Origin of the sequence: Vitreoscilla sp. C1 (assembly GCF_002951955.2) — a bacterium.
Lineage (GTDB): Bacteria > Pseudomonadota > Gammaproteobacteria > Burkholderiales > Neisseriaceae > Vitreoscilla > Vitreoscilla stercoraria.
In genome coordinates this window covers 510,017-526,362 of record NZ_CP019644.2, presented here as the reverse complement: position 1 = coordinate 526,362, position 16,346 = coordinate 510,017, and the positions used below count along the sequence as shown (strand labels likewise).

Sequence of the window (16,346 nt, the reverse complement as noted above, 5' to 3'; positions counted from 1 at the left end):
TCCCGTTTCTATCCAAGTTATTGTATTTACTTCACATTACATCGTGCAAACACTCAATGTCACTGACATCTACTTGCGCCAATAAATCCGCAACACTGCCTTTTTCACCTAAATAAACATTTGGCACAATGTCATGTAAAGGCATCAATACAAAACCACGCTCATGCGCGCGAGGATGCGGTAAAGTCAAACGCTCTGTATTCCAAATTTGACCTGCGTAATCAATGATATCTAAATCCAAAGTACGTGGCGCATTTTGAAATGTCCGCTCACGTCCAAAATCTGCTTCAACTTGATTCAGAAGTTGTAACAATAACATGGGTTCAAGCGTGGTTTCTATTTGCACTGCAGCATTAATAAAGTCAGGCTGATCTAAATAACCTACAGGCGCTGTACGGTATAAACGAGAGGACGCAATAATGTCAATTGCATTATGCTTTTTCAAGCAATCAATGGCTCGTTGCACTTGAGCAACAGGCTCAGACAAATTGCTGCCCAAAGCAATCAAAGCAGTATATTTCAACATAGTTTAATTTTCATGAATCATAGAAGTGTTTTTCGGACGACGGCGACGGCGGCGTTTTTTAGGTTGTTCTATAACCACTGCTTCTACCGCTTCGGAATAAGGGCGCGCCGCAGTACCCACCATGGCCTCACGTTCATGAGTCGATACTTCTTGGAAACGCTGCCACCACAGCGCCGCCTCAGTATCAGCTTCTCCTACCTCATAGCGCAACAACAAAAAGTCGTACGCCGCTCTGAAACGTGGTTGTGCAATCAAGCGATAAGGACGCTGACCTTTTTGATTGTCAAATTGCGATTGCAATTGCCAAATCTCACGGCACATAGCCGTCATACGATGTGGCAAACCCCAGCGACTACCATCGAGTTCTTCTCGCACCGATTCCACAGCCGCACTCAAAGCCATAGATTTTTTCAGGCCGCTTGCTATAAAAAATTGCCACTGGTCTCGCACTTTAGGCCACAACAATGCTGCCAATAAAAAACCTACCGACACATGTTTGCCTTGTTTGATACGCAAGTCGGTATTTTTCAAAGCCAACTGAATAAAAGGCTCGTTCAAGTCTTGTGTCATCAATACTTGTAAAAACGGATGCACATTCGCTTGTATGCCAAAACGGCGAACATTTTGCAAACACGCCAAAGCATGACCAGACAATAACAATTTGATCAACTCATCGACCAAACGTGCAGGCGGTTCAGCGGCAAGCCACGGCGCACACTCTGCCATCACGTTGGCGATGGCATCATCCAATTCAAAGCCTAATTTGGTCGACAAACGCAAAGCACGCAACACTCGCACAGGGTCTTCGCGAAAACGCTGCTTAGGCTCGCCTATCATCACCAAGCGGCGTTTTTGAATGTCCGCCATACCATGATGATAATCAATAACCTGATTGGCGATGGCATCGTAATACAAAGCATTGCATGTAAAATCACGACGCAAAGCGTCTTCAGCTTGCGAGCCAAACGTGTTGTCACGCATGATGCGACCTTGCTCATTTTGCTGCATCTGATCGCCACCACGATAAGTAGTCACTTCGATGGTTTCAGCACCCATCATCACATGCACAATGCGAAAACGGCGACCAATAATGCGGCTGCGTTTGAACACTGCCTTGACTTCTTCTGGCGTGGCATTGGTAGCGATATCAAAATCTTTAGGCGATTGACCCACCAATAAATCACGTACACCGCCGCCGACCACCATGGCATCATAGCCAGATTGATGTAATTGTTTGACCACTTTTTGCGCTGCATGGCTTAGGCGCGACAAGCTCAAACCAAACTCATTACCATCCCAAATATGGACAGGTAACGATGGTAAATCAGTGGTCAACAAAGGGGATAACTTCTTTTTTGAATTCATGTGTATCGATGCTGGCAAACAGCATCACAGTAAATATAGTGGGCTCATTATACGTCAATTGCTCGGTTTTCATGCGAACCACGCCAATTTATGCTGCAAGCTGCTACCTAGTGGCCTGAAGTTTGGTTATAATACGCCTTTATTTTTTGCTGGCTCAAGCCATAGCTTGAGCATGATAAGACAGAGCCAACTATGTACAATTACCAATCAGATTTCACCAAATTCATGAATGAATACTTGGAGCAAAATCCAGATGTGGCCGCTGAGCGCCTGACCAATCGTGCCAAATTGTGGGACGTGACTTTGAAAAACGAAGAACAAGCCGACTTCGAAGCCGCTGAATTGCCAAAGCCAGCTTACACTTACCAACCTAGCGCTGAGTAATTGTTGTGACAGTGGCTTCTTGGAGTATTGCTCCTGAATTGGCGCAATATTTACATGCTATTGGTCCTAGCGAACCGAACATTTTAAAACGCTTGCGTGAGCGCAACGAAGGTCATCGCTTGGGCAAAATGAGTTTGGCACCTGAGCAAGCGCAATTATTGGTATTGGTATGGTTAGCCAAGCTCACAGGCGTGAAATGTTATTTAGAATTGGGCGTGTTCACAGGCTATAGCAGCACTGCGATGGCTTTGGCTTTGCCTGAAGATGGCCGCATTGTTGCCTGTGATTTGAATGCCAGCTTCACCGCTTTGGCACAAGAAGCATGGCAAGAAGCAGGTGTCAGCGATAAAATTCAATTGCGTTTACAGCCTGCCTTATTCAGTTTAGAAGAGTTGCTAGACGAAGGCATGGCAGGCACGTTTGACATGGCATTCATTGATGCCGACAAAGCGCCCACACCTGAATATGTAGACTTGTGTTTGCAACTGGTTCGAGATGGCGGCATCATTGCCATAGACAATGTTTTACTAGGCGGTCGTGTGTTACAGGACGCTGATGAACACAGTCCACCGAGCGTCGCGATTTTGCAGCAATTCAATCGCAATATGCCGCAAGATCCTCGTTACATGGCCATTACCTTGCCTGTTGGCGATGGCATGACTTTACTGATTAAACATCCACAAGGTTGACATCATGATAAGGCGTTTGAGTGTGATTTTGGCAACCATGATGAGCATCAACGCGTGTAGCCAAATGACGGCGCCTTCATCGTTCAACACTTCCACACATACGCCCCCTTTGCCCACTGCATCTGCATCGACTCCCGTAGCACCAGCACATCACGATGATATGGATGACATTGATGAAGTGGAAATTTTGCAAGAGCATGTGAAATTGCTAGAGCAAAATCTGTTTTTAATGCAAGAACAAATGCGTGCTTTGCAACGCCAACAAGTGGCTTTGAATCAAAACATGGAGCACGTTGCTAAAAATCAACGCATTCATGTCAAAACCGTTGACATCGAAACACACAACGACTTGCCGCACGATGCCACTTATTCTCGTGCATATGCACAATATCAAAAAAAACAATACGCCCAAGCCATACAAACTCTCAAGCCATACAACAGTGGTGGCAGTGGCTCAACTGATGCCATTAACGGCATGTATTTGTTGATGCTGTCGCACAAACAACTCAAACAATGTGAGTCCACCATCACCATCGGACGCCAATTTCAACAACGTTTCCCTACCCACATTCGGGCAGCGGAAGCGCTTTACAGTGTTGGTCAATGCCAATACGATATGCAGCAAAAAGACATCGCCCGTGAAACATGGAAACGTGTGCGTGTGCTTTATCCTCACAGCGCCGCCGCTCGTATGGCTGCGCAGCAATTACGATAAGTTAAGGAAAACTCTAATGGTACAAGTGGGCATTATTATGGGCAGCAACAGTGACTGGAACGTCATGCAATATGCCGCCGCCTTCTTACAAGAATTTGGTGTGGCTTTTGAATGCAAAGTCGTGTCAGCGCATCGTACCCCTGATTTGATGTTTGAATATGCCGAACAAGCGCGCGAACGTGGTTTGAAAACCATCATTGCAGGCGCAGGTGGTGCGGCGCATTTGCCTGGCATGGTTGCGGCTAAAACCACTTTGCCTGTTTTGGGTGTGCCTGTACCAAGTAAATATTTGCGTGGTGAAGATTCTTTGTTGTCGATTGTCCAAATGCCCAAAGGCGTACCTGTAGCAACTTTTGCCATTGGTGAAGCGGGTGCTGCGAACGCCGCTTTGTTTGCCATTTCTTTGCTTGCCAATGAAAACCCTGAATTGGCTCAAAAATTAGCAGACTTCCGTCAAAAACAAACCGACACGGTTTTGGCCATGGATTTACCTGCTGTTGACTTGTAAGACCTTACAGGACGCTTGTACACCTGACCACTCTCAGCGTTGCGGTGTCATCAGCGTCCTGTAAACCCTATCTGCATTTTCAAATTGAATAAGTAAACGACACCATGCACATTTCTACCCCCATCTTACCTCCTGCTCGTTTGGGCATTTTAGGCGGCGGCCAATTAGGTCGCATGTTCACCGTAGCAGCCAAAACCATGGGCTACCAAGTGGTGGTACTCGATCCCGATCCATTGGCACCTGCGGCTGAATTTGCCGACGAACATTTGTGCGCTGCTTTCACCGATGACATTGCTTTGGCACAATTGGCACAATGCGCAGCGGTGACCACCGAGTTTGAAAACGTTAATGCCGATGCGATGCGTTCTTTGGCGCAACACACCACCGTCTCTCCTAGTGGCGATTGTGTGGCGATTGCACAAAACCGCATTTTGGAAAAAGCATGGATTGCCAAAGCAGGTTTGCAAACTGCACCTTACCAAGTGATAGAACAAGAATCTGATATTTCCGATGCATCGGAAGCATTTTTACCAGGTATTTTGAAAACAGCGACTTTAGGCTACGATGGCAAAGGTCAAATTCGTGTCAAAACCTTGTCTGAATTGGTGGCCGCTTTCAAACAACACCAAGGCGTGGCGTGTGTACTTGAGAAAATGGTGGATTTGCGTAGCGAAATTTCGGTGATTGTGTGTCGTTTGAATAACGACACCAGCATGTGTTTTGATCCTGCTGAAAACGAACACATTGATGGCATTTTGGCATATTCGATTGTGCCTGCACGCTTGCCTGAATCTTTGCAACAACAAGCCAAAGACATGGCCAAACGCTTGGCAGATGAATTAAATTATGTAGGCGTATTGGCGGTAGAAATGTTTGTGGTGGGCGATGATGCACAATTGGTGGTCAATGAAATCGCCCCTCGTCCGCACAATTCAGGACACCATACCATCAATGCCTGTGTGACCGATCAATTTCAACAACAAGTGCGTTTGATGTGCGGCCTGAATCCTGGCGACACATCGTTGTTATCGCCTTGCACTATGGCAAATATTTTGGGTGATGTGTGGGGCGAAGATGGTTCTGAACCCAATTGGTTGCCATTGCAACAACACGCAGCCAGCCATTTGCATTTGTATGGCAAAAAATCGGCTCGTAAAGGTCGTAAAATGGGCCATTTCACCACATTGGCACAGGACGCTAATCAAGCTTACCAATGGGCACAAGACTTACATGCCCAACTGAAAAAATAAAGTGTATGCTTGCAAGCAGCCTACGGGCTGCTTTTTTTATAGCTCATTGATTTACAGGACGCTTCATTTATGAACATTCCTTGGCATATTTACCGCAGTTTTGCGCAGCAACATTTTCCTGATGTGCTCAAACCTCGTGCAAAAGACAGCCACAAAGGCACTCATGGTACAGTTGGCATCATTGGCGGCAATGTTGGTATGAGTGGTTCGGTCATTATGGCTGCCAAAGCCGCCCTGAAATTGGGTGCAGGCAAAGTCAAAATTGGCTTTGTGCAAAACAGCTTGCCCATGCCTGTTTTGGAAAGCCAGCCTGAAATTATGTTGTACACTGCCCAACAATTGTTGCAACAACAAGACATTAACGCATGGCTTATAGGATGCGGAATGGGTACAGATAACAATGCTTGCCATATTTTACAAACATTGTCTGAACATCAATTACACAAACCCATTGTTTGGGATGCGGATGCGTTAAATTTATTGGCGAAGTATACAAAATTTCACACTTTATTAAACTCAAACCACATCATCACCCCTCACCCCACAGAAGCAGCAAGATTGTTGCAACAGCAAACCGCTGAGATTCAAGCACAGCGGACGCTCGCTGCTTTAAATTTATATCAGCAATACCACTGTATCAGCGTCTTAAAAGGCTATCAAACTTTGGTACAAATCACTGATACTCAATACTATTTAAATGAAAGTGGTCATGCAGGTTTGGCAACGGCAGGCAGTGGTGATGTTTTGGCTGGCATGATGGTCAGTTTGCTTGCTCAAGGCATGGATTGCGCTCAAGCGGCTTGCGCAGCTGTGTGGTTACATGGCGTTGCAGCTGAAATTTTGTCTTTACAACAGATTGGACCTATTGGTATGGTAGCAACAGAGTTGATTGATGCAGCAAGACAGCTGCGCAACCAACTGTTGATGACAGACAATTGATTTTATAGACTGATTTGGTCACGATTTTGTCATCAATGACGGTTAAGATGCCACGCATCTGAACCATTAATGATAATAAATAAGAAAAGGATAGAGATCATGCAACACCGTCGCAGAATGCAAAACTTTCAAGCCTTACAACACACTCGCCGCCAAGTGGCTGATAAAAACAGCACTGTACCTGTGCCACAAGCAGAGCCTGCTGTGAGCCATGTCAGCGAGCGTTAATCCATCTGCTTTTAAACAGCAACCGACTGAGCCATTCGCAAGAGTGGCTTTTTATTTTGATACAATATGTATCGAAATTGTATAAGACGGTTTCCATGTTGTTGATTCGGTGTTAAGGTTTCCATCTAGTAAAGTTGGCAAAATACTTTGCGTAATTCATACCTACAAAGAAAATCAAAGAAATTGAGGAGTCTGAATGAATAAGCTTTATCCTGATGCAGCCACTGCTTTGGCTGATGTCATTGCCGACGGTCAGACTGTGGCTGTGGGTGGTTTTGGTTTGTGCGGCATTCCTGAAAGTCTGATTGTGGCAGTGCGTGACAGTGGCAAAACCGATTTAACTTGCATCAGCAACAACGCAGGTGTCGATGGTTTTGGCTTGGGTTTGCTGTTGGAAACCCGCCAAATTAAAAAAATGATTGCTTCTTATGTCGGTGAAAACAAGGAATTTGAACGCCAATATTTGGCAGGCGAATTGGAAGTAGAATTGACGCCACAAGGCACTTTGGCGGAAAAATTGCGCTCAGGCGGCGCTGGTATCCCTGCCTTTTTCACCAAAACAGGCGTAGGCACACAAATTGCCAAAGGCAAAGACGTTAAAATATTCAACGGTCAAGAATACATTTTAGAAGAAACCTTAACCGCGGATGTGGCTTTGGTCAAAGCACAAAAAGCCGATAAAGCGGGCAACTTGATTTTCAATAAAACGGCACGAAATTTCAACCCAGAATGTGCCATGAGCGGACGCATTACCATTGTGGAAGTGGAAGAAATTGTGGAAATTGGCGAATTAGACCCCAACCACATTCACTTGCCCGGCATTTACGTACAACGCATTGTGGTGAATGCCCACCCTGAAAAACGCATCGAAAAACGCACTTTGCGTGACGCTTAAGAAAGGATACACAATGGCTTGGACACACGATCAAATGGCAGCTCGCGCTGCACAAGAATTACAGGACGGCTTTTATGTGAATTTGGGCATAGGCTTGCCGACTTTGGTCGCCAATCACATTCCCGAAGGCGTGGATGTGTGGTTGCAATCTGAAAACGGCTTACTGGGCATTGGCGAATTTCCTACCGAAGACACCATAGACCCCGACTTAATCAATGCAGGCAAACAAACCGTGACCGCACGCCAAGGCGCAAGCTTTTTTTCAAGCTCAGAATCGTTTGCGATGATACGCGGTGGTGCGGTGAATTTGGCGATTTTGGGCGCGATGGAAGTCGCGGGCAATGGCGATTTGGCCAACTGGATGATACCGGGGAAAATGGTCAAAGGCATGGGCGGTGCGATGGATTTGGTAGGCGGCGTACAACGCGTGATTGTGTTGATGGAGCATTGCACCAAAAAAGGCGAATCCAAAATCTTGCCAAGTTGCACTTTGCCTTTAACCGGCAAAGGCGTGGTCAACCGCATCATCACCGATTTGGGTGTGTTAGACATTACCACTGAAGGTGTGAAATTGGTAGAGTTGGCAGAAGGCGTGAGTTTGGAAGACTTACAAAATGCTACTGCCGTCCCTGTTTTAGTTTAAATTCAAGCCATCAAGCGTCCTGTAAGCTTTACAGGACGCTCAATTGCCAGTTTGATACTCAAAGCACTGTCATTCACATATTGAAAAAGGAAGCTTTATGCCAACACAATTAAGCACTCAATTACAAGGGCAAGTAGCATTGGTCACAGGTGCTGCAAGCGGTCTTGGGCGTGACATTGCCGAAACTTTTGCACAAGCAGGTGCAGCCGTTGGCATTGCCGATTTGAATTTGGCTGGCGCACAAGCCACCGCCGATGCCATCAACGCAGCAGGCGGCAAAGCCATTGCCATTGAAATGGATGTCACCAATGAAGAAGCAGTGATAGCGGGTACACAAAAATTGGTCGACGCATTTGGTCGCTATGATATCTTGGTATCCAACGCAGGCATCCAAATCATCGATTCGATTGCCAACATGCCTTATTCGCAATGGCAAAAAATGCTGAATATTCATTTAGGCGGTGCATTTTTGACCACGCAAGCGGCCTTAAAACACATGCACCAACAAACAGAACCTAGCACAGTCATTTACATGGGTTCGGTGCATTCGCATTTGGCATCGCCCTTAAAAGCGCCTTATGTTACCGCCAAACATGGTTTATTGGGTTTGGCGCGGACTTTGGCCAAAGAAGGTGCACCACACAATGTGCGTTCGTATGTGGTGTGTCCGGGCTTTGTTAAGACACCGTTGGTGGAAAAACAAATTCCCGAACAAGCGCTTGAACGTGGTATCAGCGAAGAAGAAGTGGTTAAAAATGTCATGCTCGGTCAAACCGTAGATGGCGAATTCACCACCACCGATGACATCGCCCAATTGGCATTGTTTTTAGCCGCCTTTCCTACTTCAGCCTTAACAGGGCAATCGTTTATTGCCAGCCATGGTTGGCACATGCATTAATCGATCACATCGGTTTAAAAAAAGAACAAATACCGCAACAAATATTGGTATTTGTTCTTTTTTCCATTCAACTTAACATCATGCTTTATTTGAATTTAAAGCATTGATTTTTAATCAAAATTAAACAAATCCAATATTAAAAATACTTTAATTAATGACAAATTAATTAATGGTAGCGATCAGCGCCATATGTTTTTCATAAAAAATCACTCCCACTCATTTAAAACTTCCAAAATTGCCAGTAATATCCCATCCGAAATATCAAAATAAAACTTGTATTACTGGAATAATGCTGTATCAATGTAAAGGAAATCCCACCTATGGATCGCAAGCAAGCCTATCAATATGTTTGTGAATTGCTCAAACTCATGTTATCCAAAAAAAGCAGTGACTTATTCATTACGGTGAACTACCCTCCTGCTATGAAAATTGATGGCAAAATGACCAAAATGGGTCCGCAAAATTTAACAGCGACGCATACTTTGGCATTGGTTCAATCCATCATGACGGAAAATCAAATCAAGGAATTTGAAACCACCAAAGAATGTAATTTTGCCATTTCTCCCAATGGCATTGGTCGTTTTCGTGTCAATGCTTTTGTACAACAAGGTTCGGCAGGGATGGTATTGCGTGTGATTCCAACCGAATTGCCGACCATTGATGGTTTGGGTGTGCCTGAAATTTTAAAAGATGTGGTAATGGCCAAACGTGGTTTGTGTATTTTGGTGGGCGGCACAGGCTCGGGCAAATCCACCACGCTCGCGGCGATGGTAGACTATCGCAATGAAAACTCACACGGTCACATCATCACCATCGAAGACCCTGTGGAATTTGTACATCCACACAAAAACTGCGTGGTGATGCAGCGTGAAGTGGGCATTGATACCGACAATTGGGAAATTGCTTTGAAAAACACCTTGCGCCAAGCGCCTGATGTGATTTTGATGGGTGAGATTCGCGATGCGGAAACGATGGAACACGCGATGGCGTTTGCCGAAACGGGTCACTTGTGTTTGGCCACGTTGCATGCCAACAGCGCCAACCAAGCGATTGACCGCATCATTAACTTCTTCCCAGAAGAACGCCACCAACAATTGCTGATGGACTTGTCTTTGAATTTGCGTGGCATGGTTTCACAACGTTTGATTCCACGCAAAGGCGGTAAAGGACGTGCAGCTGCAATTGAAATCATGCTCAATAGTCCATTGATTTCTGAATTGATTTTCAAAGGTGAAACCGGTGAAATCAAAGAAATCATGAAAAAATCGCGCGAATTGGGCATGCAAACCTTTGACCAAGCTTTGTTTGATTTGTATATGCAAGACAAAATTTCATACGAAGAGGCTTTGCGCAATGCCGACTCGGTCAACGATTTGCGCTTGACCATCAAATTGCATGGCGACCAAAAACCCATCGATGGTGTGGACGAAAACCACGACCCATTGGCAGCATTGAATTTGATGAACGATGCTGATTTGGCAGAGGCTTTGAACTCTTAAACCAAGTTTAAAATGATTAAAAAGCGTCCTGTAATCTTTACAGGACGCTTTTTATATCTGGATATTAAGCAATCAATTTTTAAGCATCTGCCAAAACTTTGACATGTACCGCCACGCTGCGCGCCAACGAGGACAAATCATAACCACCTTCTAAAACCGACACAATACGCCCATCGCACCATTTTTTTGACCACTTCACAATGCGCTCAGTGATCCATTTGTAATCCGCTTCAACCAAGCCAAAATTGCCCATATCGTCTTCCAAATGCCCATCGAATCCTGCACTGATAAACACCATTTGCGGCTGAAACTCCTCCAATTTGTATTGCCACAAATCTGCGACCACTTCACGCACCTCTTGCCCATGCGTGCCTGATTTTAAAGGTGTGTTGACAATATTGGGATTACTGCCCAAGGCTTTGTCGCCGCTATACGGGAAAAATGGATGTTGGAATAAAGACAGCAACATGACCCGTTCATCGTCTTTGAAAATCTCTTCTGTGCCATTACCATGATGCACATCGAAATCCAAAATCGCCACCCGCTCCAAACCATGCTCAGCAATGGCATGCATCGCCCCAACAGCCACATTATTGAAAAAACAAAAACCCATGGCTTTGTCGCTGCAAGCATGGTGTCCTGGCGGACGAATGGCACAAAATGCATTCGGTGCTTGCTTTTTCATGACCATATCAACCGCCTTAATCACCGCTCCTGCACTGTGTCTGGCAGCATTCAAAGTCGCACTGTTCATCGCCGTATCGGTGTCGACACGAAACGTGCCCACATGCGGCTGTACCGATTCCAAATAAGACAAATAACGCGGTGTATGCACACGTGATAATTGAATATCACTGACTTCGGGTGCTTCAATTTCATGCAAAAAGTCGAAAATTTGCGAAGCCATCAAACGGTCTTTAATGGCAGCCAAACGCTCAGGTCCTTCAGGATGGCCCTCACCCATATTGTGTTCCAAACACTTACCATGGGTAATATATGCCGTCATACCACGTTGATTGAGATCATGCAGATATTGCTTCGTCATTTTCAACCCTCTTTGTAGATAATTGATCCAATTCATATTATTTTTATATATTTCATTGACTGCTGCGCTTAATGTAATCCATTTATGACATTGGTTAGCAAAATCATGATACTCCCGTTTGTGACTACTGAACAGAATCAAACAAATGTCCAAATTTGATTTAAATACAATAACTGCGTATTAAAGCGTGTTGTGGTATGTTTGAGTCTTGATGATGTCACTAAAGCAATGAACCATGATGAAAATTGAAATTTGGTCAGATTATGTCTGCCCGTTTTGCTATATCGGCAAAGCCAATTTATTGCAAGCCTTAACTGAACTGCAAGTAGAAGCCGAATTTGTTTGGCGCAGTTTTGAATTAGACCCAACCTATCCTATCGATGGTCCTAGCCATCATTACGATGTGTTACAACAAAAATTCCAAGTCAGCGCCGAACAAGCGGCTGAAAAATGTGGACAGTTGGCAAAGATTGGCGAAAGCTGCGGCCTGAAAATGGATTTTGAACAAGCCTATTATGGCAATACTTTCTTGGCTCACCAATTACAGCAATACGCCAACAGCATTGGTAGTGAGCAAGGTCACGCTATAAACCAACTTTTATTTGATGCGGTATTCAATCGTGGTTTGAATATCAATCATATCGATGTTCTAGCTGATTTGGCTACTGAAGCGGGCTTAAACCATACTGCCACGCAAAAAGCATTACAAAGCCAAGCATTTGCTACGGCAGTGCGAGTAGATGAAGCATCAGGACAAGAATTAAACATCACAGGCGTGCCATTTTTTGGTTTTGATGGCCGTTTGGCGGTGGCAGGAGCCCAATCCATTGATGCATTCAAAGAAGTGATTCAACATATTTTGAATCATGATGCATCTGAAGATGCCAAACTAACCCGCCAATAATCAGCACACTGATATCAATATACAGCCCAAAGTACCTCGATACTTTGGGCTTTTGTGTTGGGATATTATGCCGCCATCGCTTTGCGCTGACCAAACAACACTTGGGCTTGTGCTCGAATCTCAATCAAATCAGACACATTCAGACGCACCGCAGGGCGTAATTTCAAACAAGCCTCATCGCTTAAACCATGTATGCCACCGCTCAAACCATCACACCACGCATCTTCTTGCACATGGTATTGCCCAAGGTGTAATATTTGTGAGCATTGCACAGGATTGACCCACCACACCCCCACAACGTGTGAATGTTCAATGGTTTTGAAAACAATGTCACAATTTAAAGCCGCAATATTACAATAAGTATTCATCGTATTTTCTTTCTTGATTTAGCGTTTGATTGGTCGCAAGTTAAGATAAATCACCAAAAAAAAACCTTCCATCAAAAGAGGAAGGCCACAGTATCATTAACAAACTCGCTTTGTTGTTGATTCACTCAACCTCATCTTTACGTCCACCTTGCCCGAGTTGGTAGGTTGGCATGGTGCATAGCACCAAATCTGGATGATTCAAGACACAGCATAAATAAAGCAGTTTGTTTTGTCAAAATATTTACGCACAAAAAACCAAGCTCAAAATCCTCACACAAGACCATCACACATACATCAAGCGACCTGTAAACCTTACAGGACGCTTGTATCTTATCTGGTGCTTGATATCACATTAACGGCTCAATGTTTTCATGTCCTCATTCAAAATTCGCCTGATTTCTAAAATGGCTTGCGGATGCTCTTGAACGCTGTGATCTGCCGCTACTATCACTTTTTCAGATTGTGCATGCGCCAAATGGGCACTCAAATAAGGCACTACCCCATCATTGCTTTGTTCTAAAGGCACGTTAGGCTTACGTTGGGCAATAATAGAATAGTAAGGAATGGTCTCTGAAATCCGAATATTGCGATTGGCTATGACAAAACGGTTTTTTTCATCCAAATTATCAATGCTATTGGGCACAAAAATCCCATCTTTTTGCAAACGCAATAAATCTCGTCGATTGTTGGAAAATGCATCGGCCAAACTTTGTTCTAGCGTTTGCAATGTTCTAAATGGCAGACGCACCACGCTGCCAATCAACCGCCCCACTTTGCCGCCAGCCATTTGCGTCCCTTGATGCGGTGCCGCGATAAAAACCACTCGACCAATTTGTGGCATCGGCTCAAAGCGTACCAAAGGCAATATGCGTGGTGGAATCTTATCTACACCCAAAGCTTCTTTAAACCACTCATCCAAAGCACCACCATCATTGGCAATCATCATGCGTCCAATGACACCGCCCATGCTATGCCCTACTAGCACCATATTCTGTGAAGCAATGTTTTTTCCCTGTGGATCAAAATGTTGCATCGTTTCATTCACAATATGGCGTATCGCCACATGATTCAAAACAATCGGCATATTGGTCGGATAATATACTTGCCAAATTTGATAAGTTTGGCGCAGCTTCACATCGCCTAAAATCTCATTGGCCATATTCACCCAAGCCTCAGGACTGCTGGCCAAGCCATGCACCATCAATAAAATACGCTTGTTCGGATCATACGGCTGCATCAAAAACACATGTGGCTTTTCAATACCACCATCTCGCCCCAATAAGGTTTTAATCGCTTGCTTAGCAAAACCAGACTCAGCCAACCACACCCCATAAGGCGCAGTAAAATTGGCAGCCAATGGCACTTTTTTATGATTAATGGTGATGCTGTCATAAGTAAAAGGATCAAAAGATTGAATGTTTAAATCATGAGTTTGTAAAACTTCATCTAAATTCTGACCTTGAAAATGCACAATCAATGTGGCAGGTGCTGTATTGGTTTCGCTAAAAGGTTGGTCTGTTTGCAGTAACGGCTCATCGTCTAAAATCGCGACCAATTCTGCACCAAAGCCATCACGCTGATACACATTGCGCAAACCTGCAAATTTTAGATTGGAGGCAATAACAATGTCTTTTGGCCAAGCCATGCCATCTGGCAAATTCAATTGGCTCATATCGCTTTGCAAACGCCATTTACCCAATTGCATTTGCCCTGTTTCCGCCAGTTCGCGCCAATCTTCCACCGCATACCGCTTGGCATTATTGCCCACAAATTGTTGTATGGCATAATTATAATATTCCACAATTTGCGTTTGGCGTGACTCTAACACTCGTTGTTTGGGGTCACGGCTACCAAAAAACAAATACGCATACGCATAACGAGCACTTTCTAACAAAGCATCTTGTATGGTTTCAAATGGCTGTTTGTTTTTCTCTAAACTTTTGGCTTGCAACAACCACAATTCAGACAAAGCAGCCAAACGCATGTCTGCTTCGGTTTCTTCTAAAGCAGCAATTTTTTCAATACATTCGGGTAGTTTTTTTTCACATTCTGCACGAGCCAATCCAACCACCGAAACCGTTGTCATGCTAGCTTCACTGAGCACACCTTTACTCAATACATCATCTCGTTTGATGGCAATATAATCGGCATTGGTCTGCTGTTTTAAAGACACCATCGCACAGCCATTGAGCAATAAGCTCAATAAAACCATCCACATCAATACAAAAATGCGCATCATTTTCTCCTTATTTTGCGCCATTGTACCGCAATCCATATTGCCATCCTCGCATCTGTCTTTAGGTACCAAGACAACATAAAAAACAGCCCTAAGGCTGTTCTTCTGACATCGTATTAATAACGCAATTTTGCCAAAACATTTTCACCCTCATCAAACAATTCAGGTCGGATAAAGGCAATATTACCGCTGGTATTTAACACCGCATCAATCAAATCATCGACCACATCATCAGTGGTTGGCGTTTCGCCTTCAGCCAAATTGACCACCACATCTAAGGTTTCTGCATCCACTTGAGCAGGTGCCACATAACCTTTGCGCACAAACAACGTATCAATACGCCCTTCTTTGGCACTGCGATAAATAGACGCCAAATCTGCCATCAGCAAATTTTGACCACGGGTTTGACCAATCAAATCAACCGCCGCTTTTTCTTGATTCAACTGATATTCATCCAGAACTGGCTGTAAATCCTGAATCAATAAACGCACATCCCATTCCACATTTTCAGTTTGCGTCAATGACCCTGCTACAATACTCAAATTGTCGCTTTCTTGTTGATAAAAAGCCACTGCCTTGTCATCACCTGCCACAAACACAGGCAAAGCCAAAGATTTGTGGATTTCTTGCATGCTCTTGTCAACACGATTCAAATATTCACGGTATAAATTCTCTTTGGCAATGCTATTGGCTTGGTCGTCAGAAGTTTTTTCTTTGAACAGCGTGTTTGCAATTGGGAAACTCACGTTATCTAGCAGCTTGTCTTCGCCTGTAAAGGTTTTCACTACCGCACCATTGAACACTTCGTACAAATTCGCTTCGCTCCAAGACACCGTCAGCAAATAATAATGCTGCGATTGCAAATCTTCACGTATCACATCGCGCAAAGCAAAATTGTCATCAAAAATCACCCGTGGCACAACATGAAATGGGAAATTGTATACCTCAGCTTGGTCTGGCGTGGCAAAAATAGCCAAGGTGTCCAAATTGTAATTGTGATCATGGTTTTCGAACTTCTGATTGATGTGTCCCATCACATCCCACACCAAGCGTTTTTCATAATGTTCTAACAAACGTTTTTCGGTTTCAGACAAAGCATTTTTCAGTTGAATAGAATCTGCTTCATTGTCAGGAAAAGTACGGTGAGTTGGCACAAAGATGCTCACGGCAGGATTGCTTTTCACCTCTTTTAGCTCTCGATAAATCTTTTTTAAGTCCATGTTTCACCTCTTGTATTGGATTTATGATGCAGCT

General features: G+C 44.3%; 18 protein-coding genes and 1 riboswitch. Of the genes, 12 read left to right on the top strand and 6 right to left on the bottom strand.

The window, feature by feature from the left end:
- Positions 1-31: 31 nt before the first annotated feature.
- Both folK and pcnB read right to left on the bottom strand, forming a co-directional pair.
- A complete protein-coding gene (folK, locus tag ADP71_RS02605) occupies positions 32-526 on the bottom strand; it encodes a 2-amino-4-hydroxy-6-hydroxymethyldihydropteridine diphosphokinase (RefSeq protein ID WP_019957403.1) in 495 nt (164 codons plus the stop codon).
- 3 nt (positions 527-529) lie between these two features.
- A complete protein-coding gene (gene pcnB, locus ADP71_RS02600; RefSeq protein WP_155970376.1) occupies positions 530-1,891 on the bottom strand; it encodes a polynucleotide adenylyltransferase PcnB in 1,362 nt (453 codons plus the stop codon).
- A 192-nt stretch (positions 1,892-2,083) separates the two neighbouring features.
- On the opposite strand from pcnB, the gene ADP71_RS02595 reads away from it, so the two are divergent.
- From ADP71_RS02595 to ADP71_RS02550, 11 genes are all read left to right on the top strand, one after another.
- On the top strand, positions 2,084-2,275 hold the full coding sequence (locus ADP71_RS02595; RefSeq protein ID WP_019957400.1) for a DUF3460 family protein: 192 nt from the start codon (positions 2,084-2,086) through the stop codon (positions 2,273-2,275).
- 5 nt (positions 2,276-2,280) lie between these two features.
- Complete coding sequence (locus ADP71_RS02590) at positions 2,281-2,964, top strand: class I SAM-dependent methyltransferase (RefSeq protein WP_104931428.1); 684 nt, start codon at positions 2,281-2,283, stop codon at positions 2,962-2,964.
- Positions 2,965-2,968: 4 nt separating this feature from the next.
- A complete protein-coding gene (locus ADP71_RS02585) occupies positions 2,969-3,679 on the top strand; it encodes a tetratricopeptide repeat protein (RefSeq protein ID WP_081619526.1) in 711 nt (236 codons plus the stop codon).
- 16 nt (positions 3,680-3,695) lie between these two features.
- A complete protein-coding gene (gene purE, locus ADP71_RS02580) occupies positions 3,696-4,187 on the top strand; it encodes a 5-(carboxyamino)imidazole ribonucleotide mutase (RefSeq protein ID WP_104931427.1) in 492 nt (163 codons plus the stop codon).
- A gap of 104 nt (positions 4,188-4,291) precedes the next feature.
- Positions 4,292-5,437: a 5-(carboxyamino)imidazole ribonucleotide synthase gene (locus ADP71_RS02575; RefSeq protein ID WP_104931426.1), complete on the top strand. Its 1,146-nt coding sequence runs from the start codon at positions 4,292-4,294 to the stop codon at positions 5,435-5,437.
- Positions 5,438-5,506: 69 nt separating this feature from the next.
- Complete coding sequence (locus tag ADP71_RS02570) at positions 5,507-6,376, top strand: NAD(P)H-hydrate dehydratase (RefSeq protein ID WP_019957395.1); 870 nt, start codon at positions 5,507-5,509, stop codon at positions 6,374-6,376.
- 99 nt (positions 6,377-6,475) lie between these two features.
- The gene (locus ADP71_RS13105) at positions 6,476-6,604 is read left to right on the top strand and encodes a hypothetical protein (RefSeq protein ID WP_019957394.1); all 129 of its coding nucleotides are present in this window, start codon (positions 6,476-6,478) and stop codon (positions 6,602-6,604) included.
- 196 nt (positions 6,605-6,800) lie between these two features.
- Entirely contained in the window at positions 6,801-7,499 is a 699-nt protein-coding gene (locus tag ADP71_RS02565) for a CoA transferase subunit A (RefSeq protein ID WP_171460867.1), read from the top strand.
- 13 nt (positions 7,500-7,512) lie between these two features.
- Positions 7,513-8,142 carry a 3-oxoacid CoA-transferase subunit B gene (locus ADP71_RS02560; RefSeq protein ID WP_019957392.1) on the top strand — a complete coding sequence of 210 codons (630 nt, stop codon included), beginning with the start codon at positions 7,513-7,515 and terminating at the stop codon, positions 8,140-8,142.
- A 97-nt stretch (positions 8,143-8,239) separates the two neighbouring features.
- The gene (locus ADP71_RS02555) at positions 8,240-9,040 is read left to right on the top strand and encodes a 3-hydroxybutyrate dehydrogenase (RefSeq protein ID WP_019957391.1); all 801 of its coding nucleotides are present in this window, start codon (positions 8,240-8,242) and stop codon (positions 9,038-9,040) included.
- Positions 9,041-9,360: 320 nt separating this feature from the next.
- Positions 9,361-10,539, top strand: a complete 1,179-nt coding sequence (locus tag ADP71_RS02550) for a PilT/PilU family type 4a pilus ATPase (protein WP_104931425.1) — start codon at positions 9,361-9,363, stop codon at positions 10,537-10,539.
- 79 nt (positions 10,540-10,618) lie between these two features.
- Here the strand turns inward: ADP71_RS02550 and ADP71_RS02545 are convergent, their stop codons facing one another.
- On the bottom strand, positions 10,619-11,584 hold the full coding sequence (locus ADP71_RS02545; RefSeq protein WP_019957389.1) for a histone deacetylase family protein: 966 nt from the start codon (positions 11,582-11,584) through the stop codon (positions 10,619-10,621).
- Positions 11,585-11,819: 235 nt separating this feature from the next.
- Between ADP71_RS02545 and ADP71_RS02540 the strand changes: the two genes are divergently transcribed.
- Positions 11,820-12,488 carry a DsbA family oxidoreductase gene (locus ADP71_RS02540; RefSeq protein ID WP_104931424.1) on the top strand — a complete coding sequence of 223 codons (669 nt, stop codon included), beginning with the start codon at positions 11,820-11,822 and terminating at the stop codon, positions 12,486-12,488.
- A 65-nt stretch (positions 12,489-12,553) separates the two neighbouring features.
- On the opposite strand, the gene ADP71_RS02535 is transcribed toward ADP71_RS02540, so the two are convergent.
- The 3 genes from ADP71_RS02535 to ADP71_RS02525 form a co-directional block, all read right to left on the bottom strand.
- The gene (locus ADP71_RS02535; RefSeq protein ID WP_019957387.1) at positions 12,554-12,856 is read right to left on the bottom strand and encodes a hypothetical protein; all 303 of its coding nucleotides are present in this window, start codon (positions 12,854-12,856) and stop codon (positions 12,554-12,556) included.
- Positions 12,857-12,955: 99 nt separating this feature from the next.
- Positions 12,956-13,058, bottom strand: a riboswitch (SAM-I-IV-variant riboswitch).
- A gap of 150 nt (positions 13,059-13,208) precedes the next feature.
- Positions 13,209-15,095 carry an esterase/lipase family protein gene (locus ADP71_RS02530; RefSeq protein WP_171460866.1) on the bottom strand — a complete coding sequence of 629 codons (1,887 nt, stop codon included), beginning with the start codon at positions 15,093-15,095 and terminating at the stop codon, positions 13,209-13,211.
- Between the two features lie 113 nt (positions 15,096-15,208).
- Complete coding sequence (locus ADP71_RS02525) at positions 15,209-16,312, bottom strand: AOC03_06830 family ribosome hibernation factor (protein ID WP_019957385.1); 1,104 nt, start codon at positions 16,310-16,312, stop codon at positions 15,209-15,211.
- Between the last annotated feature and the right edge of the window lie 34 nt (positions 16,313-16,346).